This is a genomic window from Alicyclobacillus acidocaldarius subsp. acidocaldarius DSM 446 (genome assembly GCF_000024285.1).
GTDB classification, from domain to species: domain Bacteria; phylum Bacillota; class Bacilli; order Alicyclobacillales; family Alicyclobacillaceae; genus Alicyclobacillus; species Alicyclobacillus acidocaldarius.
Genome location: NC_013205.1, coordinates 1 through 21086 on the forward strand (window position 1 = coordinate 1; position 21086 = coordinate 21086).

The 21086-nt window shown below is 62.3% G+C and carries 15 protein-coding genes and 3 rRNA genes; 17 read left to right on the forward strand and 1 reads right to left on the reverse strand.

The window, feature by feature from the left end; genetic code table 11:
• Window positions 1–111 precede the first annotated feature (111 nt).
• Complete coding sequence (gene dnaA / locus AACI_RS00010) at window positions 112–1476, forward strand: chromosomal replication initiator protein DnaA (protein WP_012809465.1); 1365 nt, start codon at window positions 112–114, stop codon at window positions 1474–1476.
• Here the strand turns inward: dnaA and AACI_RS16695 are convergent.
• Window positions 1469–1672, reverse strand: a complete 204-nt coding sequence (locus tag AACI_RS16695) for a hypothetical protein (RefSeq protein WP_218917092.1) — start codon at window positions 1670–1672, stop codon at window positions 1469–1471. The two genes, dnaA and AACI_RS16695, sit on opposite strands and share 8 nt — an antisense overlap.
• 31 nt (window positions 1673–1703) lie before the next feature.
• Between AACI_RS16695 and dnaN the strand changes: the two genes are divergently transcribed.
• The 16 genes from dnaN (at window position 1704) to AACI_RS00090 (ending at window position 21067) form a co-directional block, all read left to right on the forward strand.
• Window positions 1704–2828, forward strand: a complete 1125-nt coding sequence (gene dnaN, locus AACI_RS00015; RefSeq protein WP_012809466.1) for a DNA polymerase III subunit beta — start codon at window positions 1704–1706, stop codon at window positions 2826–2828.
• On the forward strand, window positions 2828–3058 hold the full coding sequence (gene yaaA, locus AACI_RS00020) for a S4 domain-containing protein YaaA (RefSeq protein ID WP_012809467.1): 231 nt from the start codon (window positions 2828–2830) through the stop codon (window positions 3056–3058). The genes dnaN and yaaA overlap by 1 nt, the downstream gene beginning before the upstream one ends.
• Entirely contained in the window at window positions 3039–4154 is a 1116-nt protein-coding gene (recF, locus tag AACI_RS00025; RefSeq protein ID WP_012809468.1) for a DNA replication/repair protein RecF, read from the forward strand. The genes yaaA and recF overlap by 20 nt, the downstream gene beginning before the upstream one ends.
• 78 nt (window positions 4155–4232) lie before the next feature.
• Complete coding sequence (gene gyrB, locus AACI_RS00030; protein ID WP_012809469.1) at window positions 4233–6146, forward strand: DNA topoisomerase (ATP-hydrolyzing) subunit B; 1914 nt, start codon at window positions 4233–4235, stop codon at window positions 6144–6146.
• 55 nt (window positions 6147–6201) lie between these two features.
• On the forward strand, window positions 6202–8664 hold the full coding sequence (gene gyrA / locus AACI_RS00035) for a DNA gyrase subunit A (protein ID WP_012809470.1): 2463 nt from the start codon (window positions 6202–6204) through the stop codon (window positions 8662–8664).
• Between the two features lie 218 nt (window positions 8665–8882).
• The gene (locus AACI_RS00040; protein ID WP_012809471.1) at window positions 8883–9671 is read left to right on the forward strand and encodes a GNAT family N-acetyltransferase; all 789 of its coding nucleotides are present in this window, start codon (window positions 8883–8885) and stop codon (window positions 9669–9671) included.
• 85 nt (window positions 9672–9756) lie between these two features.
• Window positions 9757–10137 carry a cytidine deaminase family protein gene (locus AACI_RS00045; RefSeq protein ID WP_008341212.1) on the forward strand — a complete coding sequence of 127 codons (381 nt, stop codon included), beginning with the start codon at window positions 9757–9759 and terminating at the stop codon, window positions 10135–10137.
• On the forward strand, window positions 10137–10520 hold the full coding sequence (locus tag AACI_RS00050) for a hypothetical protein (protein ID WP_012809472.1): 384 nt from the start codon (window positions 10137–10139) through the stop codon (window positions 10518–10520). The genes AACI_RS00045 and AACI_RS00050 overlap by 1 nt, the downstream gene beginning before the upstream one ends.
• A 261-nt stretch (window positions 10521–10781) precedes the next feature.
• A 16S ribosomal RNA gene (locus AACI_RS00055) occupies window positions 10782–12318 on the forward strand.
• 109 nt (window positions 12319–12427) lie between these two features.
• Window positions 12428–15373: ribosomal RNA gene (locus tag AACI_RS00060) — 23S ribosomal RNA — on the forward strand.
• Window positions 15374–15562: 189 nt separating this feature from the next.
• Window positions 15563–15679 (forward strand): 5S ribosomal RNA (gene rrf / locus AACI_RS00065).
• The 16S, 23S and 5S rRNA genes sit together here, the layout of an rRNA operon.
• A gap of 475 nt (window positions 15680–16154) precedes the next feature.
• A complete protein-coding gene (gene guaB, locus AACI_RS00070) occupies window positions 16155–17639 on the forward strand; it encodes an IMP dehydrogenase (protein ID WP_012809473.1) in 1485 nt (494 codons plus the stop codon).
• A gap of 93 nt (window positions 17640–17732) precedes the next feature.
• Window positions 17733–18617: a pyridoxal 5'-phosphate synthase lyase subunit PdxS gene (pdxS, locus tag AACI_RS00075; protein ID WP_008340765.1), complete on the forward strand. Its 885-nt coding sequence runs from the start codon at window positions 17733–17735 to the stop codon at window positions 18615–18617.
• 76 nt (window positions 18618–18693) lie between these two features.
• A complete protein-coding gene (pdxT, locus tag AACI_RS00080) occupies window positions 18694–19275 on the forward strand; it encodes a pyridoxal 5'-phosphate synthase glutaminase subunit PdxT (protein ID WP_008340766.1) in 582 nt (193 codons plus the stop codon).
• 19 nt (window positions 19276–19294) lie between these two features.
• The gene (gene serS / locus AACI_RS00085) at window positions 19295–20575 is read left to right on the forward strand and encodes a serine--tRNA ligase (RefSeq protein ID WP_012809474.1); all 1281 of its coding nucleotides are present in this window, start codon (window positions 19295–19297) and stop codon (window positions 20573–20575) included.
• A gap of 18 nt (window positions 20576–20593) precedes the next feature.
• Window positions 20594–21067, forward strand: coding sequence for a hypothetical protein (locus AACI_RS00090; RefSeq protein WP_012809475.1), 474 nt, complete (start codon window positions 20594–20596; stop codon window positions 21065–21067).
• Window positions 21068–21086: the final 19 nt, after the last annotated feature.

Here is a 21086-nt window from a genome sequence, read left to right on the forward strand (position 1 = left end):
TTCACTTTGCACAAGTCCACAGGTGACACCGACGACAACCCGGACTTCCTATCGTTCGTCATACTCCCGCGTGCTGTGGACAAGTCCTTTCAACACTAGGGGGAACCTTTCGTGATGAGTACCAAAGTCGATCCGACCTACGACGCGCTGTGGAACCAGGTCCTCCAGATGGTTCAGGACAAGGTCTCCGGGCCCACCTACAGCACCTGGTTCGAGGACACCCACATCGTCCGAATCGATGAGTCGGAGCAAACGGTCTACATCTCCGCGCCCTCCACATTCGTACGCAACTGGCTGTCCGAACATTACACTTCCCTCGTCGAAACGCTGATGATGACCCTCATGGACCGCGAGTATCGGGTGCGATTTATCACAGAGGACGACGTGCAGGCCCCCGCCGTGATCGTTCGGCGCGCGCCCGAACCGGTGACAGCCGAAGAAGACACGGAGACCAACCTCAACCCCCGTTACACGTTTGACTCGTTCGTCATCGGCGCGGGCAACCGCTTTGCACACGCCGCGTGCCTCGCCGTTGCAGAGCGTCCTGCGAACGCGTACAACCCGCTCTTCATCTATGGCGGCGTGGGGCTTGGGAAGACGCACCTCATGCACGCCATCGGGCACTACGTGCGCCAACATTATCCGAATTTCAAAGTCAGTTACATATCCTCCGAGCGATTTACGAACGAGTTCATCGCGGCCATCCGCGACAAGAACCCCGACTCGTTCCGAGCTCGCTACCGCACCGTCGATGTGCTTTTGATTGACGACATTCAGTTCATCGCGAACAAGGAACAGACGCAGGAGGAGTTCTTCCATACCTTCAACAGTCTTCACGAGGTCGGAAAGCAAATCGTCATCTCGAGCGATCGCCCGCCTCGGGAGATTCCGACGCTTGAAGACCGGCTTCGTTCGCGTTTCGAATGGGGGCTCATCACCGACATCCAACCGCCCGATCTCGAGACGCGCATCGCCATCCTGCAGCGCAAGGCGAAAGCGGACGGCTTGGACGTTCCCGTCGACGTGCTCGCCTTCATCGCCAACCAAATCGACTCGAACATCCGGGAACTCGAGGGCGCGCTCACGCGAGTCATTGCGTACTCTTCGCTCGTGAAGGAAGATCTCAGCGTGGCCCTCGCCGAGGAAGCCTTGAAGGACCTCATCCACCCGAACCGCCCCCGCGCGGTGACGGTGAATCACGTCCAGAAAGTGGTGGCCGATCACTACGGTCTCAAGGTCGACGACCTGAAGGGCAAGAAGCGGACGCGGAATATCGCGTTCCCTCGCCAGATTGCGATGTATCTGACGCGCGAGCTGACGGATCTCTCGCTGCCCCGCATTGGAGAGGCCTTCGGCGGGCGAGATCACACGACGGTCATGCACGCCTGCGAACGGGTGCACGAGGAAATGATGAGGGACGACGAGCTGCGCGCCACCATCGAGCGGCTCAGCCAAGCGATAAGGACACTCACCTAAAACACAGGTTGTCCACAGGTGGACAGCGCAAATCAGCGGACTTATCCACAAAGTTGTCAACAGGCTGTGCATGAATGTTGCGGCGTGATTGAGGGGTTGTCCACATATCCACCGCGATGATCATGATCACGACGATGATCAGGATCCTTCCTTCTCCTCCTGTTGATCCTGACGCAACGCCCGCGATGACATCCAACGCCGCTCTGCACAGGGAAGGGAGTCGACGCATGGAATTCTCACTGCAAAAGCAGGCGCTCTCGAACGCCCTGCAGATTGTCTCCAAGGCCGTCGCCGTGCGAACCCCCAAACAGGTGCTGATGGGGATCCTCATCGAGGTTCACGAGGACGAGATCGTCGCAACCGCCTACGATCTCGAACTCGCGATTCAGACGCGCGTGCCGGTCGGCGAAGAAACCGGGCTCCGCGTCCATCAGACGGGCGCCATCGTCCTGCCCGCCCGATACTTCGGCGACATCGTCCGCAAACTCCCCGACACGGAGATTCATATGCGCGTCGATGCCAACTATATGACGGAGATCTCGGCGCAAAGCGTGGAATTTCACCTTCACGGCATCGACGCCGAGGAGTTCCCCGAGCTGCCGAACTTCATGGGCTATGAAAGCATGCAGATCCCTGCGAGCACGTTGGGGCGGCTCATTGAGTCGACCGTCTTCGCCGCGGCCACGTCGGAGGTCCGCCCTGTGTTGACCGGCGTGTCGATCACGTCGGATCCCACGCACCTCACGTTCATCGCCACCGACGGCCTGCGGCTCGCGCAGCACCGCGTGCCCCAGGCGGATCTGCCCGAGCGCCAGGTGGTGATCCCGGCGAAGTCGCTGTCAGAGCTGTCGAAGATCCTTCCCGAGGACGAGACGTCGGTGGAGATGGTGCTCACGCCGAGCCACGGGCTGTTTGTCATCGGCCCGACGCGGTTTTACACCCGGCTCTTGGAGGGCACGTATCCGGACACTTCGCGGCTGATTCCGCGCTCGGCGCGCACGCAGGTGGTGCTGGACGGAGACGCGTTTCTTCACGCCATCGATCGCGCCGCGCTCATTGCCCGCGACAAGGACAATCACATGGTCCGCCTCGAGGTGACGGGCGACACCCTGACAGTCACCTCGCACTCGCCGGAGGTCGGCAACGTCTCGGAGACCCTGCATGCCCTGCGCAAGGAGGGCGAAGATCTGCAGATCGCATTCAACGGGCGGTACGTGATCGAAGCCGTGCGCGCGCTCGACGCCGCCGAGATCGCGATTCGGTTCAACGGGGCGAATCAGGCCTTCGTCATCGAGCGAAGCGGCGATCCGTCCATGCTGCAGCTCATCTCGCCCATTCTCTGGAGGTCATGATGGACGTTCACATTCGCGGAGAGCACATCACATTGGGTCAACTGTTGAAAAAGGTGCAGATTGTGGCCTCGGGCGGAGAGGTCAAGTCGTTTCTGGCCGAAGGGCGGGTGCGCGTCAACGGCGCCATGGAGACGCGTCGCGGCAGGAAACTGCGCGATGGCGACGAGGTCGAGGTGGAAGGCGCGGTGTATCGCGTGGTGAGCGAGCCGGATGGACATCCGCCGCGTTGAACTCCACGACTTTCGCAACTATGCGAAGGCCGAGATCGAGTTGTCGCCAGGAGTGAACGTGCTCGTCGGCGAGAACGGCCAGGGAAAGACGAACGCCCTGGAAGCGATGCTGCTCATCGCCGTGGGCAAGTCGCACAGGGCTCATCGGGATCGCGATCTCATCCGCTGGGAACAGGACCGCGCGCGCATCCTGTTGGAGGCCTCGACGCGGTACGGAGACCGGCGCCTGACGTTGGAACTGGGGCCAGAGGGGCGCAGGGCGTTCGCCAACGGCGTTCAGGTGGGCCGGATGACCGAGTTTGTCGGCCAGGTGCAGGTGGTGCTCTTTGCGCCGGAGGACCTCGATCTCGTCAAGGGCAGTCCCCGCGTTCGGCGCAGGTTTCTCGACACGGAACTGGGACAGATGGAGCCCTTGTATCTCCACCACCTGAGCCTTTACAATCGCGCGCTCTTGCAGCGAAACCGCTGGCTGAAGACCGCACCGCTGTCTCCGGACGACGACGTGCTCGCCACGTTTGACCGACAGATTGCCTTTCACGGGGCGCACGTGATTCACCGGCGCCTCCGGTTTCTCGCGCGGTTGCGCGCATACGCCGCTCGCATCTACAGCGACATCGCGAGCGGCCGGGAAGAGTTTGCGCTCGCGTACCGAAGTTCGGTCTCCGGCGTCGAGGAAGGCATGAGCGTGGAGGAGATGGCAGACACCGTGCAACGCGCGCTCGAAAAAAACCGGGCGCAGGATCTGCGCTTTGGCACGACGAGCGCCGGCCCCCACCGGGACGACATCCTGCTCTTTCTCGACGGCCGGGAGGTGCACACGGCCGCCAGCCAGGGACAGCAGCGGACCATTGCGCTGTCGCTTCGGCTCGCCGAGATCGATTTCATGCACGAGGAGCTCGGCGAGTATCCCGTGCTGCTGCTCGACGACGTCCTGTCCGAACTCGACGATCTCCGCCAGCGCAACCTCGTGCTTGGGATGAGCCGCAAGGTGCAGACGGTCATCACCACGACCAGCCTCAATCGGCTCGGCCAGGAGCTGGACGATTTCCGGCTGTTCCGAGTTTGTTCTGGTATAATAGCCGAAGAACGTGTCTGAAGTGCGGAAAACTCGGCGATCCTGAGAGGATGGGCGCCGAGCCGCTTTTTGTTGTGTTCTGAGGCGGAGGGAACTTCTTTGGCGGATCGAATACCGGAACAGGTGTACGATGAGTCGCAAATTGAGGTCCTGGAAGGACTCCAGGCCGTGCGCAAGCGGCCTGGCATGTATATCGGCTCGACGAGCGCGAAGGGGCTGCACCACCTTGTGTGGGAGATTGTCGACAACGCGGTCGATGAAGCGCTCGCCGGGCGATGCACGCGGATCGTGGTGCAGGTCCACCCGGACAACAGCGTGACGGTCATAGACAACGGGGCCGGGTTTCCCGTGGGCATTCACCCGAAGACCGGAAGGCCCGCGGTCGAGACGGTCTTGACCACGCTGCACGCGGGCGGCAAGTTCGGCGGCAAAGGGTACAAGGTTTCGGGCGGCCTGCATGGCGTGGGTGCCTCCGTGGTGAACGCGCTCTCGGAGTGGATGCGCGTCGAAGTGCATCGCGACGGCCGCATTTATGTGCAGGAGTACGAGCGCGGCACGCCGCTGTACGACCTGAAGGTCATTGGCACGACGGACAAGACGGGGACGAAGGTCTCGTTCAAGCCGGATCCCGAGATCTTCACGGAGACGACGGTGTTCTCGGCGGAGACGCTCATGAACCGCCTGCGCGAGCTCGCCTTCCTCAACGCGGGCCTGGAGATTGTGTTCGAGGACGAGCGGGAGGGCGGCAAGCGGGCGGTCTTCAAGTACGACGGGGGCGTCGCGGAATTCGTCCGCTGGCTAAATCAGTCGAAGGACGTGCTGTTTGACGATCCCATCTACGTCTCCGCGGTGAAGGACGACGTCGCGGTCGAGATCGCCCTCCAATACAACGACGGCTATGCAGCAACGGTCTACTCGTTCGCGAACAACATCAACACGGCGGAGGGCGGCACGCACGAGGCCGGCTTCAAGAGCGCGCTGACGCGCGTGATCAACGACTACGCTCGGCGATACGGCTTCCTGAAGTCGAACGACAACAGCATGACCGGCGACGACGTCCGCGAGGGGCTGACCGCCGTGGTGAGCGTCAAGGTTCCTGAGCCGCAGTTCGAGGGCCAGACCAAGACGAAGCTCGGCAACAGCGAGGTCCGCGGCATCGTCGAGACGCTCTTCGCCGAGCGGATGCAGATGTTCCTCGAGGAGAACCCGTCCATCGCGCGGAAGATTGTGGAGAAGTGCATTCTCGCGGCGAGGGCGCGCGAGGCGGCAAGGCGCGCGCGCGAGTTGACGCGCAGCAAGAAGATGGACGTGACGAGCCTCCCCGGCAAGCTCACCGACTGCAGCTCGAAGGATCCGGAGCGGTCCGAGCTGTTTCTCGTCGAAGGAGATTCCGCAGGCGGATCGGCCAAGATGGGGCGAGATCCGCAGACGCAGGCCATTCTGCCGCTTCGCGGGAAGATCATCAACGTCGAAAAGGCGCGCTTGGACAAGGTGCTGGCGAACGAGGAGATTCGCGCCATCATCACCGCGTGCGGCACGGGCATCGGCGACGACTTCGATATTTCGAAGGCCCGCTATCACAAGATCGTCATCATGACGGATGCGGATCACGACGGGAGCCACATTCGCATTCTGTTGCTCACGCTCTTCTACCGGTTCATGCGGCCGCTCATCGACGCGGGCTACATCTACATCGCCCAGCCGCCGCTTTACAAGATCGAGAAGGGCAAAGTGGTGCGGTACGCCTATTCCGACGCCCAGCTCGAGCAGATCCTTCAGGAGATGGGCCGTGAGGGCGTGCGGCTGCAGCGGTACAAGGGGCTCGGCGAGATGAACGCCGACCAGCTCTGGGAGACGACGATGGATCCGGAGTCGCGCACGCTGCTCCGCGTCACGATGGAGGATGCGATGGATGCGGACATGATCTTCAGCATCCTCATGGGCGACAAGGTCGAGCCGCGGCGGGATTTCATCGCGGAACACGCGCGATTTGTCCGCAACTTGGACGTGTGACACGGACACACGGGCGACGCTTGGCCCGGGTGGAACCAGATGAGAGGTGGCATGCATGGCAGACGAGAGCAGCTCTCGCGGCATCTTGCCGGTGGATATCAGCCAGGAGCTGCGCAATTCGTTTCTTGATTACGCGATGAGCGTCATCGTCGCTCGGGCCATTCCGGACGTGCGCGACGGCCTGAAGCCTGTGCATCGGCGCATCCTGTACGCGATGTACGAGGCAGGCATGACGCCGGACAAGCCGTACAAGAAGTCGTCGCGCATCGTCGGCGACGTGCTGGGTAAGTTCCACCCGCACGGCGACGCCGCGGTGTACGAGGCCTTGGTGCGGCTGGCGCAGGATTTTTCCACGCGTTATCCGCTCATCGACGGGCACGGAAACTTCGGATCCATCGACGGCGATGCGGCCGCGGCGATGAGGTACACCGAGTCGCGCATGTCCGCCATCGCGCTTGAACTCCTGCGGGACATCAACAAGGAGACGGTCGATTTCATTCCCAACTACGACGAGCAGGAAGAAGAGCCCGTCGTCCTGCCGTCCCGCTTCCCGAACCTTCTCGTCAACGGATCGAGCGGTATCGCCGTCGGCATGGCGACGAACATCCCGCCGCACAACCTGCGCGAGGTGATCGACGGCGTCGTCATGCTGATCGACCATCCGGACGCGACGCTCGACGACCTGATGACGGTCATCAAGGGTCCGGACTTTCCGACGGGCGGCGTCATCTTAGGCCGCGAGGGCATTCGAAAGGCCTACGAAACGGGCCGCGGTTCCATCACGGTGCGCGCGGTCACGCACTTCGAGGAGCTTTCCGGCGGCAAGACGCGCATCGTGGTGACGGAGATCCCGTATCAGCAGAACAAGGCGCGCATCGTGGAGAAGATCGCGGAACTCGCGCGCGAGAAGAAGATCGACGGCATCACGGATCTCCGCGACGAGAGCGATCGGCGCGGCATGCGCGTCGTGATCGAGCTGCGCCGCGACGTGCGCCCGCAGGTGGTGCTGAACAACCTGTTCAAGCACACGGCCCTGCAGACGAGCTTCGGCGTCATCAATTTGGCGCTCGTGAACGGCGAGCCGAAGGTGCTCACGCTTCGCGAGACGCTCGAACACTATCTGAATCATCAGCGAGACGTCGTTCGCCGCAGGACGCAGTACGATCTCGCCAAAGCCGAGGCGCGCGCCCACATCCTGGAGGGCCTGCGTATCGCACTCGATCACCTGGACGAGGTCATCTCGCTCATCCGAAGCTCACGCACCGTCGACGAGGCGCGCCAGGGGCTCATCTCGACGTTCGGGCTGTCGGAGGAGCAGGCCCAGGCCATCCTGGACATGCGCCTGCAGCGGCTGACGGGCCTCGAGCGGGAGAAGATTGAGGCGGAGTATCAGGAGTTGCAGCAGCGCATCGCCGAGCTCAAAGCCATCCTCGCCGATCCGAAGCTCTTGGACGGCGTGATCCGGCAGGAGATCCTGGAGATCAAGGAGCGGTTCGGCGACGAGCGGCGCACGCGGATCGTGAACGCCGAGGGCGAGATCAGCGAAGAGGATCTCATCCCGGTGCACGACGTCGTGATCGCCATCACCCACCGCGGCTACATTAAGCGGCTGCCGCTCTCCACGTACCACAGTCAGCGCCGCGGCGGGCGGGGGATGACGCTCATCAACGCGCACGAGGAAGACTTCGTGACCGGGCTGCACGTGACGTCGACGCACGACTACTTGCTCTTCTTCACGAACCGCGGCCGCATGTACGCCATCAAGGCCTACGACGTGCCCGAGTTCGGCCGGCAGGCGCGCGGAACGCCCATCGTGAACCTGCTCAACATCGAGCAGGGCGAGAAGGTCACCGCGATGATCCCGGTGAAGTCGCTCGATCCGGCCGAGATCGGCGATACGTACCTGTTTTTCGCCACGCGCCAGGGCATCGTGAAGAAGACGCCGCTCGCCGAGTACTCGAACGTGCGCAAGAACGGGCTCATCGCCATCAACCTTCGCGACGACGACGACCTCGTCGGCGTGAAGCTGACGGACGGCACGAAGGAGATCATGATGGTCACGCGCAACGGGCTCGCCATCCGCTTCCCGGAGACCGATGTGCGCCCGATGGGCCGCGCCGCGACCGGGGTCAAGGGCATCTCGCTCAGCGAAGGCGACGAAGTCATTGCGATGGATGTGGCGGAGGACGATCACGACGTGCTCGTCGTCACGTCCCGCGGCTACGGCAAGCGCACGCCGGTGAGCGAGTATCGCGCGCAGTCGCGCGGCGGCAAGGGCATCAAGACGCTCAACTGCACGCCGAAGAACGGGCATGCCATCGAGATGTGCATGGTGACGGAAGACGACGACGTGATGATCGTGACGCAGGCCGGCGTGGCCATCCGCATCCACGTGCGCGACGTGTCCACCCTGAGCCGGAACACGCAGGGCGTGCGGCTCATCAACGTCGACGAAGGCGTCGAGGTGGCCTCCGTCAGCCGCGTGGTCAAGGATGACGACGAGGATTCGGAGCCGTGATCGCATGGGGCGCGCTTGGATGGAGGCGCGCCCGTCTGTTACGATGCGAGTGAGGAGGCGGTGTCGGTGCAGAACGCGTTTTGGGACTTTGTCGTGCACACGAGCGCGATGTTTCTCGCCTTCGCGACGTTTGTCGGGCTTTGCTTCATCGTGGTGAACGCGATCGTCAAAGAGAAGTAAGGCCGTGAGGCGCTGGTCGAGACGAGGAGAGTGACCGCATGTTTCGAAGGCTGACAGCGTCCGATCACGACCGCGTCGTTGCCTACTTGTCGAAACGGCCGGCGCTTCACACGTTTCTCACGGGAGACATCGAGCGGTACGGCTACGACGCGCCCTTTCAAGAGGTGTACGGGTACCTGTCCGACGGGCGTGTGACCGCGGTCTTGCTGCGTTTCTACGGAAGCTACATCTTTTCGACCGAGGGCCCCGAAGGCGTGGAAGACGTGGTCCGCATGCTGCAGTCCAACACGGCGTGGTCGATGGTGCAGGGAGACTCCGTGTCGCTCAGCCTTCTCCAGGACGTGGGCGGATTCCAACCGCGGCAGGTTCGGGAGTTTGCCTTTGCCGAACGTCCGCCGCACGCGCCGAGGCCTTTTGTCGACACGGCGGGGGTCTATCAAGCGACGGTCGATCACGTCGGGCAACTGTGGCAGCTGCGAAAGAGCATCGCGGAGTTCGCGAACAGCAACACGACGGAGTTGTCGCTTCGCCAATCGTTTGAGTCCGGCGACACGCTGTGCTTCTACGTCCCGGGAGAGCGCGGCGAGATGGCGGCCTCGGCGAGCGCGGTCGCCGAGAATACGTGGACGGCGATGGTCGTCGGCGTCTGCACGCGCCCTCTGTACCGGGGACTTGGGTATGCCACGCGGTGTGTGGCAAAGCTGTGCGACGTCTTTGACGAGCGCGGGAAGACGCTCTGCCTATACTACGACAACCCCAATGCGGGCGGCATCTATCGCCGCCTGGGCTTCGCCGTGACGAGCGGGTGGACGCAGTTTTTCAGGTGAATCGCCTGGGTGCGGCGCGGCGAGGGTTTGGCCGCGATCGGCGAGAAAACGTATTCACCTTCGGCCAAGGGATGGAGGCGCGCCGATGACGTTTGATGAGCTCATCGCCAGAGCCCAATCCGTGCATGGAATTCGGCAACTCTCGCCGGAGGCGACGGCGGGATCGGTGGCCGCGGCGCTCGAGACGGATCGGGGGCACGTGTACGTGGGCGTGTGCATCGACACGGCGTGCTCGCTCGGCTTCTGCGCCGAACACGCGGCTGCGGCGGCCATGATCACGGCCGGGGAAAATCGCGTCGTCCGCATGGTGGCGGTGGGAAGGGACGGCCGGATCCTGCCACCGTGCGGGCGGTGTCGGGAATTCATCCGGCAGCTCCATCCCGATAACCGAGAGGCCGAGGTGATGGTGGCGTCGGGCGTGATCGTGAGGCTCGGAGAGCTTCTGCCCCACGATTGGCTCGCGTGATGGCGAAGGCGGTCGCGCCTGGTGTGGAAGGGGGGAGTGCAGTGAAGGCTGAGACTTTGGAGGATGTGCTTCGGGATCCGGAATTCCGACGTCAATATCCACCGGAATTTTTGAAGGTTCTCGAAGACCCGAAGTTCGGCCAGGAGTTTCAACGATTCGTTGAGTGGGCGGAGTCGCTCATCGATACAAAGAACATTGGCAAGATGAGCCTGGACGAGCTGGCAGAGTCGGTCGCGAAGCGACTTTGGGGTGTCGTGCTCACGATGTTCGAACGGCAGGTCATAGAGATGGAGCGCGCAGGACGTGACGTGTCGCATCTTAGAGCCTGGCTTGCAAGGCACGGACGATTCCCTGAACGGGAGGACGAAGAAGGAGACGCTTGAGCGGAGGGCCGCGAGGGAACATCAAGCGCCCGTTGCCTGATTCATACGAATGCGTTTCCGCCTGAGCACCCCTGTTTTTTCCTCGTATTTTTCTCCGCGATCCCGCTTGACACAGAGGGGGAAGCGGTGATAGTATCGTTTTCGCCGCCCGCGAGGCGGCACGAAATCCGCGCGGTGGCGCGGGAATCGCTCCTTGAAAACTAAACACACGAGACCACCAAGCCCGTGAGTCCTTGTGACCACAGGTCAGGATAAAGCACTTGGATTGAGAGTTTGATCCTGGCTCAGGACGAACGCTGGCGGCGTGCCTAATACATGCAAGTCGAGCGGACCTCTTCGGAGGTCAGCGGCGGACGGGTGAGGAACACGTGGGTAATCTGCCTTTCAGACCGGAATAACGCCCGGAAACGGGCGCTAATGCCGGATACGCCGCGAGGAGGCATCTTCTTGCGGGGAAAGGCCCGATTGGGCCGCTGAGAGAGGAGCCCGCGGCGCATTAGCTCGTTGGTGGGGTAACGGCCCACCAAGGCGACGATGCGTAGCCGACCTGAGAGGGTGACCGGCCACACTGGGACTGAGACACGGCCCAGACTCCTACGGGAGGCAGCAGTAGGGAATCTTCCGCAATGGGCGCAAGCCTGACGGAGCAACGCCGCGTGAGCGAAGAAGGCCTTCGGGTTGTAAAGCTCTGTTGCTCGGGGAGAGCGGCATGGGGAGTGGAAAGCCCCATGCGAGACGGTACCGAGTGAGGAAGCCCCGGCTAACTACGTGCCAGCAGCCGCGGTAAAACGTAGGGGGCGAGCGTTGTCCGGAATCACTGGGCGTAAAGGGTGCGTAGGCGGTCGAGCAAGTCTGGAGTGAAAGTCCATGGCTCAACCATGGGATGGCTCTGGAAACTGCTTGACTTGAGTGCTGGAGAGGCAAGGGGAATTCCACGTGTAGCGGTGAAATGCGTAGAGATGTGGAGGAATACCTGTGGCGAAGGCGCCTTGCTGGACAGTGACTGACGCTGAGGCACGAAAGCGTGGGGAGCAAACAGGATTAGATACCCTGGTAGTCCACGCCGTAAACGATGAGTGCTAGGTGTTGGGGGGACACACCCCAGTGCCGAAGGAAACCCAATAAGCACTCCGCCTGGGGAGTACGGTCGCAAGACTGAAACTCAAAGGAATTGACGGGGGCCCGCACAAGCAGTGGAGCATGTGGTTTAATTCGAAGCAACGCGAAGAACCTTACCAGGGCTTGACATCCCTCTGACCGGTGCAGAGATGCACCTTCCCTTCGGGGCAGAGGAGACAGGTGGTGCATGGTTGTCGTCAGCTCGTGTCGTGAGATGTTGGGTTCAGTCCCGCAACGAGCGCAACCCTTGACCTGTGTTACCAGCGCGTTGAGGCGGGGACTCACAGGTGACTGTCGGCGTAAGTCGGAGGAAGGCGGGGATGACGTCAAATCATCATGCCCCTGATGTCCTGGGCTACACACGTGCTACAATGGGCGGTACAAAGGGAGGCGAAGCCGCGAGGCGGAGCGAAACCCAAAAAGCCGCTCGTAGTTCGGATTGCAGGCTGCAACTCGCCTGCATGAAGCCGGAATTGCTAGTAATCGCGGATCAGCATGCCGCGGTGAATACGTTCCCGGGCCTTGTACACACCGCCCGTCACACCACGAGAGTCGGCAACACCCGAAGTCGGTGAGGTAACCCCGAAAGGGGAGCCAGCCGCCGAAGGTGGGGTCGATGATTGGGGTGAAGTCGTAACAAGGTAGCCGTACCGGAAGGTGCGGCTGGATCACCTCCTTTCTAGGGAGAAGGTTTGGGGCTTACAGGCTTCGGTGGTGGCGTGTGTTTAGTTTTGAGGGAGCGAGAGCTCTCTCGGAGGACCTTGGCAAGTGCATAGGGAGTCAGGATAGGTGAAGCTAGGAAGGGCACACGGTGGATGCCTAGGCGCCAAGAGCCGAAGAAGGACGGGGCGAACGCCGATATGCCACGGGGAGCCGTAAGCGGGCTTGGATCCGTGGATGTCCGAATGGGGGAACCCGCTGGCGGGAAGCGCCAGCAGCTTGAGGCCGAAAGGTCTCGAGCGGGGAACCGGGGGAAGTGAAACATCTCAGTACCCCGAGGAAGAGAAAGCAAACGCGATTCCGTGAGTAGTGGCGAGCGAAAGCGGAGGAGCCTAAACCGCATGCGTGGGAAAGGCTGCAGCCGTTGCGCATGCGGGGTTGTGGGGCTGTTTGCGGCGAGCTGCAGGGTAGCCAGCCCAAGTGTACGCGTAGGAGAACGGTCTGGGAAGGCCGGCCAGAGACGGTGAGAGCCCGGTATCCGAAACGCGCGCACGAGGGTGGAAACAGACCCCGAGTACTGCGGGACACGAGGAATCCCGTAGGAATCCGGGAGGACCACCTCCTAAGGCTAAATACTCCTTGGCGACCGATAGTGAACGAGTACCGTGAGGGAAAGGTGAAAAGCACCGCGGGAGCGGAGTGAAAGAGAACCTGAAACCGTGTGCCTACAAGCAGTCGGAGCACCGATGGGTGTGACGGCGTGCCTTTTGTAGAATGAACCGGCGAGTGATGCGGGCGAGCGAGGTGAAGGCGGAGGAGCCAGAGCCGAAGCGAAAGCGAGTCTGAAGAGGGCGTGAGTTCGTCCGCATCGACCCGAAACCGGGTGATCTACCCCTGGTCAGGGTGAAGTGCGGGTAACACCGCATGGAGGCCCGAACCCACTGGCGTTGAAAAGCCAGGGGATGAACTGGGGGTAGGGGTGAAATGCCAATCGAACCCGGTGATAGCTGGTTCTCCCCGAAATAGCTTGAGGGCTAGCGTCAGGGGATGAGTTGTGGAGGTAGAGCGCTGATGGGGTGCGGGGCCCGCGAGGGCTACCAAGCTTCGTCAAACTGCGAATGCCACAATGTCGAGGAACCTGGCAGTGAGACTGCGAGCGATAAGGTCCGTAGTCGAGAGGGAAACAGCCCAGACCCGCAGCTAAGGTCCCGAAGTTCCGGTTGAGTGGGGAACGATGTGGCGCTGCGAAGACAACCAGGATGTTGGCTTAGAAGCAGCCATCATTGAAAGAGTGCGTAATAGCTCACTGGTCGAGTGGCGCTGCGCGGAAAATGGAACGGGGCTAAACCGGACACCGAAGCTCGGGATGGCGACATGGTAGGGGAGCGTTCCATGTGCGGGGAAGCTGAGCCGGGAGGCTTGGTGGAGCGCATGGAAGTGAGAATGCCGGTATGAGTAGCGAAAAGAGGGGTGAGAATCCCCTCCGCCGAAAGCCCAAGGTTTCCTGGGGAAGGCTCGTCCGCCCAGGGTCAGTCGGGACCTAAGGTGAGGCCGAAAGGCGTAGCCGAAGGAGAACAGGTTGACATTCCTGTACCACCGTAGGCGTTTGAGCGAAGGGGTGACGCAGGAGGACGAGGGAAGCGGCCGGATGGAAGGGGCCGTCCAAGCAGCGAGCGTGGGGTGTAGTGAAATGCGCACCCCGAGAAGCGTGAGCTGTGATGGGGAGGGAAGAAAAGTACCGAAGTCCCGACGTTCACACTGCCGAGAAAAGCCTCTAGCGAGCCGAAGGTGCCCGTACCGGAAACCGACACAGGTGGGCGCGTGGAGAACACGAAGGCGCGCGGGAGAACTCTCGTTAAGGAACTCGGCAAAATGGCCCCGTAACTTCGGGAGAAGGGGCGCTCTTCCGTGGGGAAGAGCCGCAGTGAAAAGGCCCAAGCGACTGTTTAGCAAAAACACAGGTCTCTGCGAAGCCGAAAGGCGACGTATAGGGGCTGACGCCTGCCCGGTGCTGGAAGGTTAAGAGGAGGGCTTAGGGGGGAACCCCGAAGGTCCGAATCGAAGCCCCAGTAAACGGCGGCCGTAACTATAACGGTCCTAAGGTAGCGAAATTCCTTGTCGGGTAAGTTCCGACCCGCACGAAAGGCGTAACGACTTGGGCGCTGTCTCAACGAGAGACCCGGTGAAATTGTAGTACCTGTGAAGATGCAGGTTACCCGCGGTTAGACGGAAAGACCCCGTGGAGCTTGACTGTAGCCTGATATGGGACAACGGTGTTCCATGTACAGGATAGGTGGGAGACGGAGAAGCTTGGGCGCCAGCCTGAGTGGAGTCGGCGTTGGGATACCACCCTTGGGACACGGTTGTTCTAACCGGCCTTGTGAGGACGCGAGGCGGGACAGTGTCAGGCGGACAGTTTGACTGGGGCGGTCGCCTCCTAAAGGGTAACGGAGGCGCCCAAAGGTTCCCTCAGCGCGGATGGAAATCGCGCGGAGCGTGCAAAGGCAAAAGGGAGCTTGACTGCGAGACGGACAGGTCGAGCAGGGACGAAAGTCGGGCTTAGTGACCCGGTGGTTCCGAGTGGAAGGGCCATCGCTCAACGGATAAAAGCTACCCCGGGGATAACAGGCTGATCTCCCCCAAGAGTTCACATCGACGGGGAGGTTTGGCACCTCGATGTCGGCTCATCGCATCCTGGGGCTGAAGTCGGTCCCAAGGGTTGGGCTGTTCGCCCATTAAAGCGGTACGCGAGCTGGGTTCAGAACGTCGTGAGACAGTTCGGTCCCTATCTGCCGCGGGCGTAGGATACGTGAGAGGGGTTGTCCCTAGTACGAGAGGACCGGGATGAACCGACCGCTGGTGTACCAGTTGTCCCGCCAGGGGCACCGCTGGGTAGCCAAGTCGGGAAGGGATAAGCGCTGAAAGCATCTAAGCGCGAAGCCCGCCTCAAGATGACGTATCCCATTCCGTGAAGGAAGTAAGACCCCTCGAAGACGACGAGGTGGATCGGTCTGGCGTGGAAGCGCAGTGATGCGTGGAGCGGACAGATACGAATCGGTCGAGGGCCTCACCTGCAAGACTCCCTATGCACGACGGCAAGGGCCAGGAAGACAGATGCGAAGCGACATGCGAGCGAGGCGTGGTTAGGTACCGACTCGTAACGCAGGCTTCGCGGAAGGGACTCAGAGGCGAAGTGAATCGCGAGCGAACACATCTGCAGCCCGAAGGGCGAAGCCGTGTGAGCGAGCGATGAACGAAGCCAGCCTGGTGACCCTAGCGGAGGGGCAACACCCGTACCCATCCCGAACACGGACGTGAAGACCTCCAGCGCCGAGAATACTGGGAGGGAAGCCTCCTGGGAAGGTAGGTCGTTGCCAGGCGAGAGACAAAGGTCAGGCATCTAGCCTGGCCTTTTGTCGTTTGCGCGGGCTACCTGCATCTCCGCGCAAGACGAGACGAGGCAACGGAGAATGGCCTCAGAATCGCACCCTATCGAAACGTAAGCCCCGGTCACGCGTTCTTCTCGGTCCGACGCTCAGCCAGCCGAACAAGCCCTCTATACGTTGAATGACCCATCCCTCTCGGCCAGCACAAAGGTTGCCGCCCTCCACTTCACCCAGAAGCGAAGTGCGAAGGGCGGGAGCAGATCTGCAGGCCGAAGGCCGAAGCCCTGCTCCCGCCCTTCGCACGAAGCTCTAGACGGTTTTGTCATCTTGACAAATGTGTGACCTTCACTCCCGAAGGCGCGGCAGCTCAAAAATCCGCGCATTGACACCCCCATAGCCGGTTGTTATACTGCTCACAATATTTTCGGGACGCCATGCGCAGAGAGCGAGATGAAGAGGAGGAACCATCGTGACGAGCGCCTGGGAACACAAATTTGTGGGGGAAGCCCTGACCTTCGACGATGTGCTGTTATTGCCAGCTCACTCGACCGTTCTTCCGCGGGACGTGGACGTCTCCACCCGGTTGACCACGGATATTCGCCTCAACATCCCCATCGTGTCCGCCGCGATGGACACCGTCACCACTTCGCCGATGGCCATCGCGATGGCGCGCGAGGGCGGGATCGGCATCATTCACAAGAACATGTCCATCGAGGCGCAGGCCGAAGAGGTCGATCGCGTCAAACGCTCCGAGAGCGGCGTCATCACCAACCCCATCTATCTCACGCCGGACAAGCCCCTGCGCGACGCGGAAGCGCTCATGAGCAAGTATCGAATCTCGGGCGTTCCGATTGTGGAATGCGGATCGCAGAAGCTCATTGGGATCATCACGAACCGGGATCTGCGCTTCGAACGGGACGATTCTCGACCCATCGGGGAAGTCATGACCCGCGAGAACCTCATCACCGCGCCGGTGGGAACGACGCTGGCGGAGGCGAAGGAGATCCTTCAGCGGCACAAGATTGAAAAGCTGCCGCTCGTCGATGCCGAGGGCAACCTGCGGGGCCTCATCACCATCAAGGACATCGAGAACGCTCGCCGATTCCCGAATGCGGCGAAGGATTCGCAGGGCCGTCTTTTGGTCGGTGCGGCGGTGACGGTTTCGCCCGACGTGATGGATCGCGTCGATGCGCTCGTGGCGGCGCACTGTGACGTGATCGTGGTGGATACGGCGCACGGGCATTCGGAGTTCGTGCTCAAGGTCGTCCGCGAAATTCGTTCGCGCTATCCGGACATTCAGCTGATTGGCGGCAATGTGGCGACGGCGGCGGGCTGCGAGGCGCTGATGGAAGCGGGCGTCAACGCCGTGAAGGTCGGCATCGGTCCGGGGTCCATCTGCACCACCCGTGTCGTGGCGGGCGTGGGCGTGCCGCAGATCACGGCCATTTACGACTGCTCCAACGCAGCGCGCAAGCGCGGCATTCCCATCATCGCGGACGGCGGCATCAAGTACTCCGGCGACATCGTCAAGGCGATCTCGGCCGGCGCAAGCTCAGTGATGATCGGAAGCCTGCTCGCAGGGACGGCGGAAAGCCCGGGCGAGATCGAGATCTACCAGGGCAGGCAGTTCAAGGTGTACCGCGGCATGGGCTCCATCGGTGCGATGCGGGCCGGATCGGGCGATCGCTACTTCCAAGGCGACAATTCGGAAGGGGACACGAAGAAGCTCGTGCCGGAGGGCATCGAGGGGCGCGTGGCGTACCGCGGGCCGGTGAGCGAGACGCTGTATCAGCTCGTCGGCGGCCTGCGAAGCGGCATGGGTTACACGGGGTGCGCCACCATCCAGGAGTTGCAGGAGAAGAGCCAGATGGTGCGGATCACATCGGCGGGTCTGCGCGAGAGCCATCCGCACGACGTGCAGATCACCAAAGAAGCGCCGAACTATTCGATTTGACGTGGAAAGAGGGCCTGCGCTGTACTACAATAATCGTTAGGTCTTCAACCACTCACCGGTTGGTTCCGGTTGCAATACAGAGGGGGATGCGGCATGTCGAATGTCGGCACGGATCGCGTGAAGCGCGGTATGGCGGAGATGCAGAAGGGCGGCGTCATCATGGACGTCGTCAACGCGGAACAGGCGAAGATCGCGGAGGCGGCCGGCGCCGTCGCGGTCATGGCGCTGGAGCGGGTTCCGTCGGATATCCGCAAAGCCGGCGGCGTAGCCCGTATGGCCGATCCGGCCATCATTGAAGAGGTCATGAACGCCGTCTCCATCCCGGTCATGGCGAAGTGCCGCATTGGGCACATCGTGGAGGCGCGCATTCTCGAGGCGATGGGCGTCGACTACATCGACGAGAGCGAGGTGCTCACGCCGGCCGACGAGAAGCACCACATCGACAAGACGAAGTTCACCGTTCCCTTCGTCTGCGGCGCGCGCGATCTCGGCGAAGCGCTGCGCCGCATCGCCGAGGGTGCGTCGATGATCCGCACCAAGGGCGAGCCGGGCACGGGCAACATCGTCGAGGCTGTGCGCCATCAGCGCATGATGCAGTCCGCCATTCGCCGCGTTCAGGCGATGTCCGAGGACGAGTTGTACGCCGAGGCGAAGAATCTCGGCGCGCCGTATCATCTTCTCAAGCAGGTGCACGATCTCGGCCGCCTGCCGGTCGTCAACTTCGCGGCGGGCGGCATCGCGACGCCCGCCGACGCCGCGCTCATGATGGAGCTCGGCTCGGACGGCGTGTTCGTGGGATCCGGCATCTTCAAGTCCGAGAATCCAGAGAAGTACGCGCGCGCCATCGTCCAGGCCGTGACGCATTATCAGGATTACGAACTGTTGGCGCACCTGTCCAAGAACCTCGGGCAGGCCATGCAGGGCATCGATCTCGCCACCTTGCGCGAGGAGGAGCGCATGGCGGTTCGCGGTTGGTGACGCGCAGACGGATACGCCTGCGAGAGCCGGGGGCGAAGGCCCGCCGGCTCTTGCACATGAGAGAGGAGGATGGGCCATGAAGATTGCCGTGATTGCGGTGCAGGGCGCGTTTCGGGAGCACATCGCGGCCTTGAAGTCGCTCGGGGTGGAGGCCTACGAGGCCAAGTGGGCGCGCGATCTCGAGGGCGCGGACGGCGTGATCATCCCGGGCGGCGAATCGACGGCCATCGGCAAGCTGATGCGGGAGTATGACATGCTGGAGCCCGTCCGCGCATTGGCTCGCGCGGGCAAGCCCATTTACGGCACCTGCGCCGGCATGATTGTGCTCGCCAAGCGCATCGAGGGAGAGGACACCGTCCACCTCGGCCTGATGGACGTGACCGTGCGCCGCAACTCGTTCGGGCGGCAGCGCGAGTCGTTTGAGGCCGAGATCGACATCCCGGCCATTGGCGCGCCCCCGTTCCCAGCCGTGTTCATTCGCGCGCCGCACATCGTGTCCGTGGGCGAAGGCGTGGAGGTCCTTGCGACGTACGAGGATCGCATTGTGGCTGTGCGGCAGGGCAATCTCCTCGCCACGTCGTTCCATCCGGAGCTCACGGACGACTACCGCCTGCACCAATACTTCTTGAACATGGCGCAGGCGCCGGTGGCACATTGACTCGAGCGCGAGGTGTGACATGTTAGATATCCGAGCCATTCGGCAACAACCCGACGTGTTCAAAGCGAAGCTCAAGCGGAAGAAGGTCGATCCGGCCGAGATCGACCGGCTGCTCGAGGCGGACGCCAGATGGCGGGATCATCTGGCGGAGGTGGAGCGCCTCAAAGCGCTGCGCAATCAGACGTCCGAGGCCATCGCGCGCAAGAAGCGGCAGGGGGAGGACGCGAGCGAGGACATCGCGCGGATGCGCGAGGTGTCGGACCGGATTCAGGCGCTGGACGAAGAGGTTCGCGAGTTGGAGCGGCAAGTGCGGGACCTGCTGCTCGCGCTGCCGAACGTGCCGCACGACTCGGTGCCGGACGGCGAGTCGGAGGACGACAACCCGGTCATCAAGACGTGGGGAGATCTTCCGAAGTTCTCCTTCGAGCCGAAACCGCACTGGGAGATTGCGGAGGCGCTCGACATCGTCGACAGCGAGCGCGCCGTGAAGATCACCGGCAGCCGCTTCGTGCTGTACAAGGGCCTCGGCGCACGGCTGGAGCGGGCGCTCGCGAACTTCATGCTCGATTTCCACGTGGAGCGGCACGGCTACACGGAGATGTTTCCGGCGTTCATCGCGAACGAGGAGAGCCTCATCGGCACGGGCAACCTGCCGAAGTTCGGCGACGAGATGTTCAAAATCGAGGGGTTGCCCTACTACCTCATCCCGACGGCCGAGGTGCCGCTCACGAACTACTACCGGGACGAGATCCTGTCGGCCGACCAACTGCCGGTGAAATTCGCGGGCTATTCGGCCTGCTTCCGCTCGGAGGCCGGATCGGCGGGGAAGGATACGCGCGGGCTGATTCGGCTGCACCAGTTCCAGAAGGTGGAGCTCGTCAATCTGTGCCTTCCGGAGCAGTCGTACGAGGTCCTCGAGCAGCTGACGCGCGAAGCGGAGGCTGTGCTCGAGGCGCTCCAGCTTCCGTACCGCCGCATTGAGATCTGCACGGGCGATCTCGGCGCGAAGGACGCGAAGAAGTACGACATCGAGGTCTGGCTGCCGGCGCAGAACCGGTACCGCGAGATCTCGTCGTGCACGAACTTCGAAGACTACCAGGCGCGGCGCGCCAACCTGCGCTTCCGGCGGGAGGAGCGGGGCAAACCGGAGTTCGTGCACACGCTGAACGGCTCCGGCCTCGCCATTGGGCGCACGGTGGCGGCCATCCTGGAGAACTACCAACAGGAGGACGGATCGGTCCTCATTCCGCGCGCGCTCGTGCCGTACATGGGCGGGATCGAGCGGATTGCGAAGGGCTGAGACGGGGAGGGGTGTCGGGTGCGAATTTCCAACATCCGCGTGCGGCTGTCCGCGGACGACCTGAATTCGATGATCGCCGAGTTCGCACCGGACATCCCGTTGCGCATTCTCGCCATCCAGCCGGACGGCGTGCACGGCCAGTTCAAGTTTCTGATGTGGAACATCGACTTCGCGGCGAGGCCGACGTGCAGCGCGGACAAGGGCGAGATTTCAATTGAGATTTCGGCGCGCAAGCTCGTGAACATCCCGCCTGCCATCGTGCAGATGAGCCTGCAGGAGGCCATGAAGGATGCGCCGCAGGGCATTGAGGTGCTGCGGCAGAGCCTGCGGCTGAACATCGCGAGCCTGCTTGAGCCGCTCGGCATTGCCCTGAAGCTCAACGAATTCACGTGCGCCGAGGGGGCATTGGTGATCGACCTGGCCCGCGTCGAGGTCGAGATGAAGGGGCGCACTTCGGAACTCCGATCGATGTGGAAGCGACGGGGGGAGTAGCGGCAAGTTGGATCGAGGC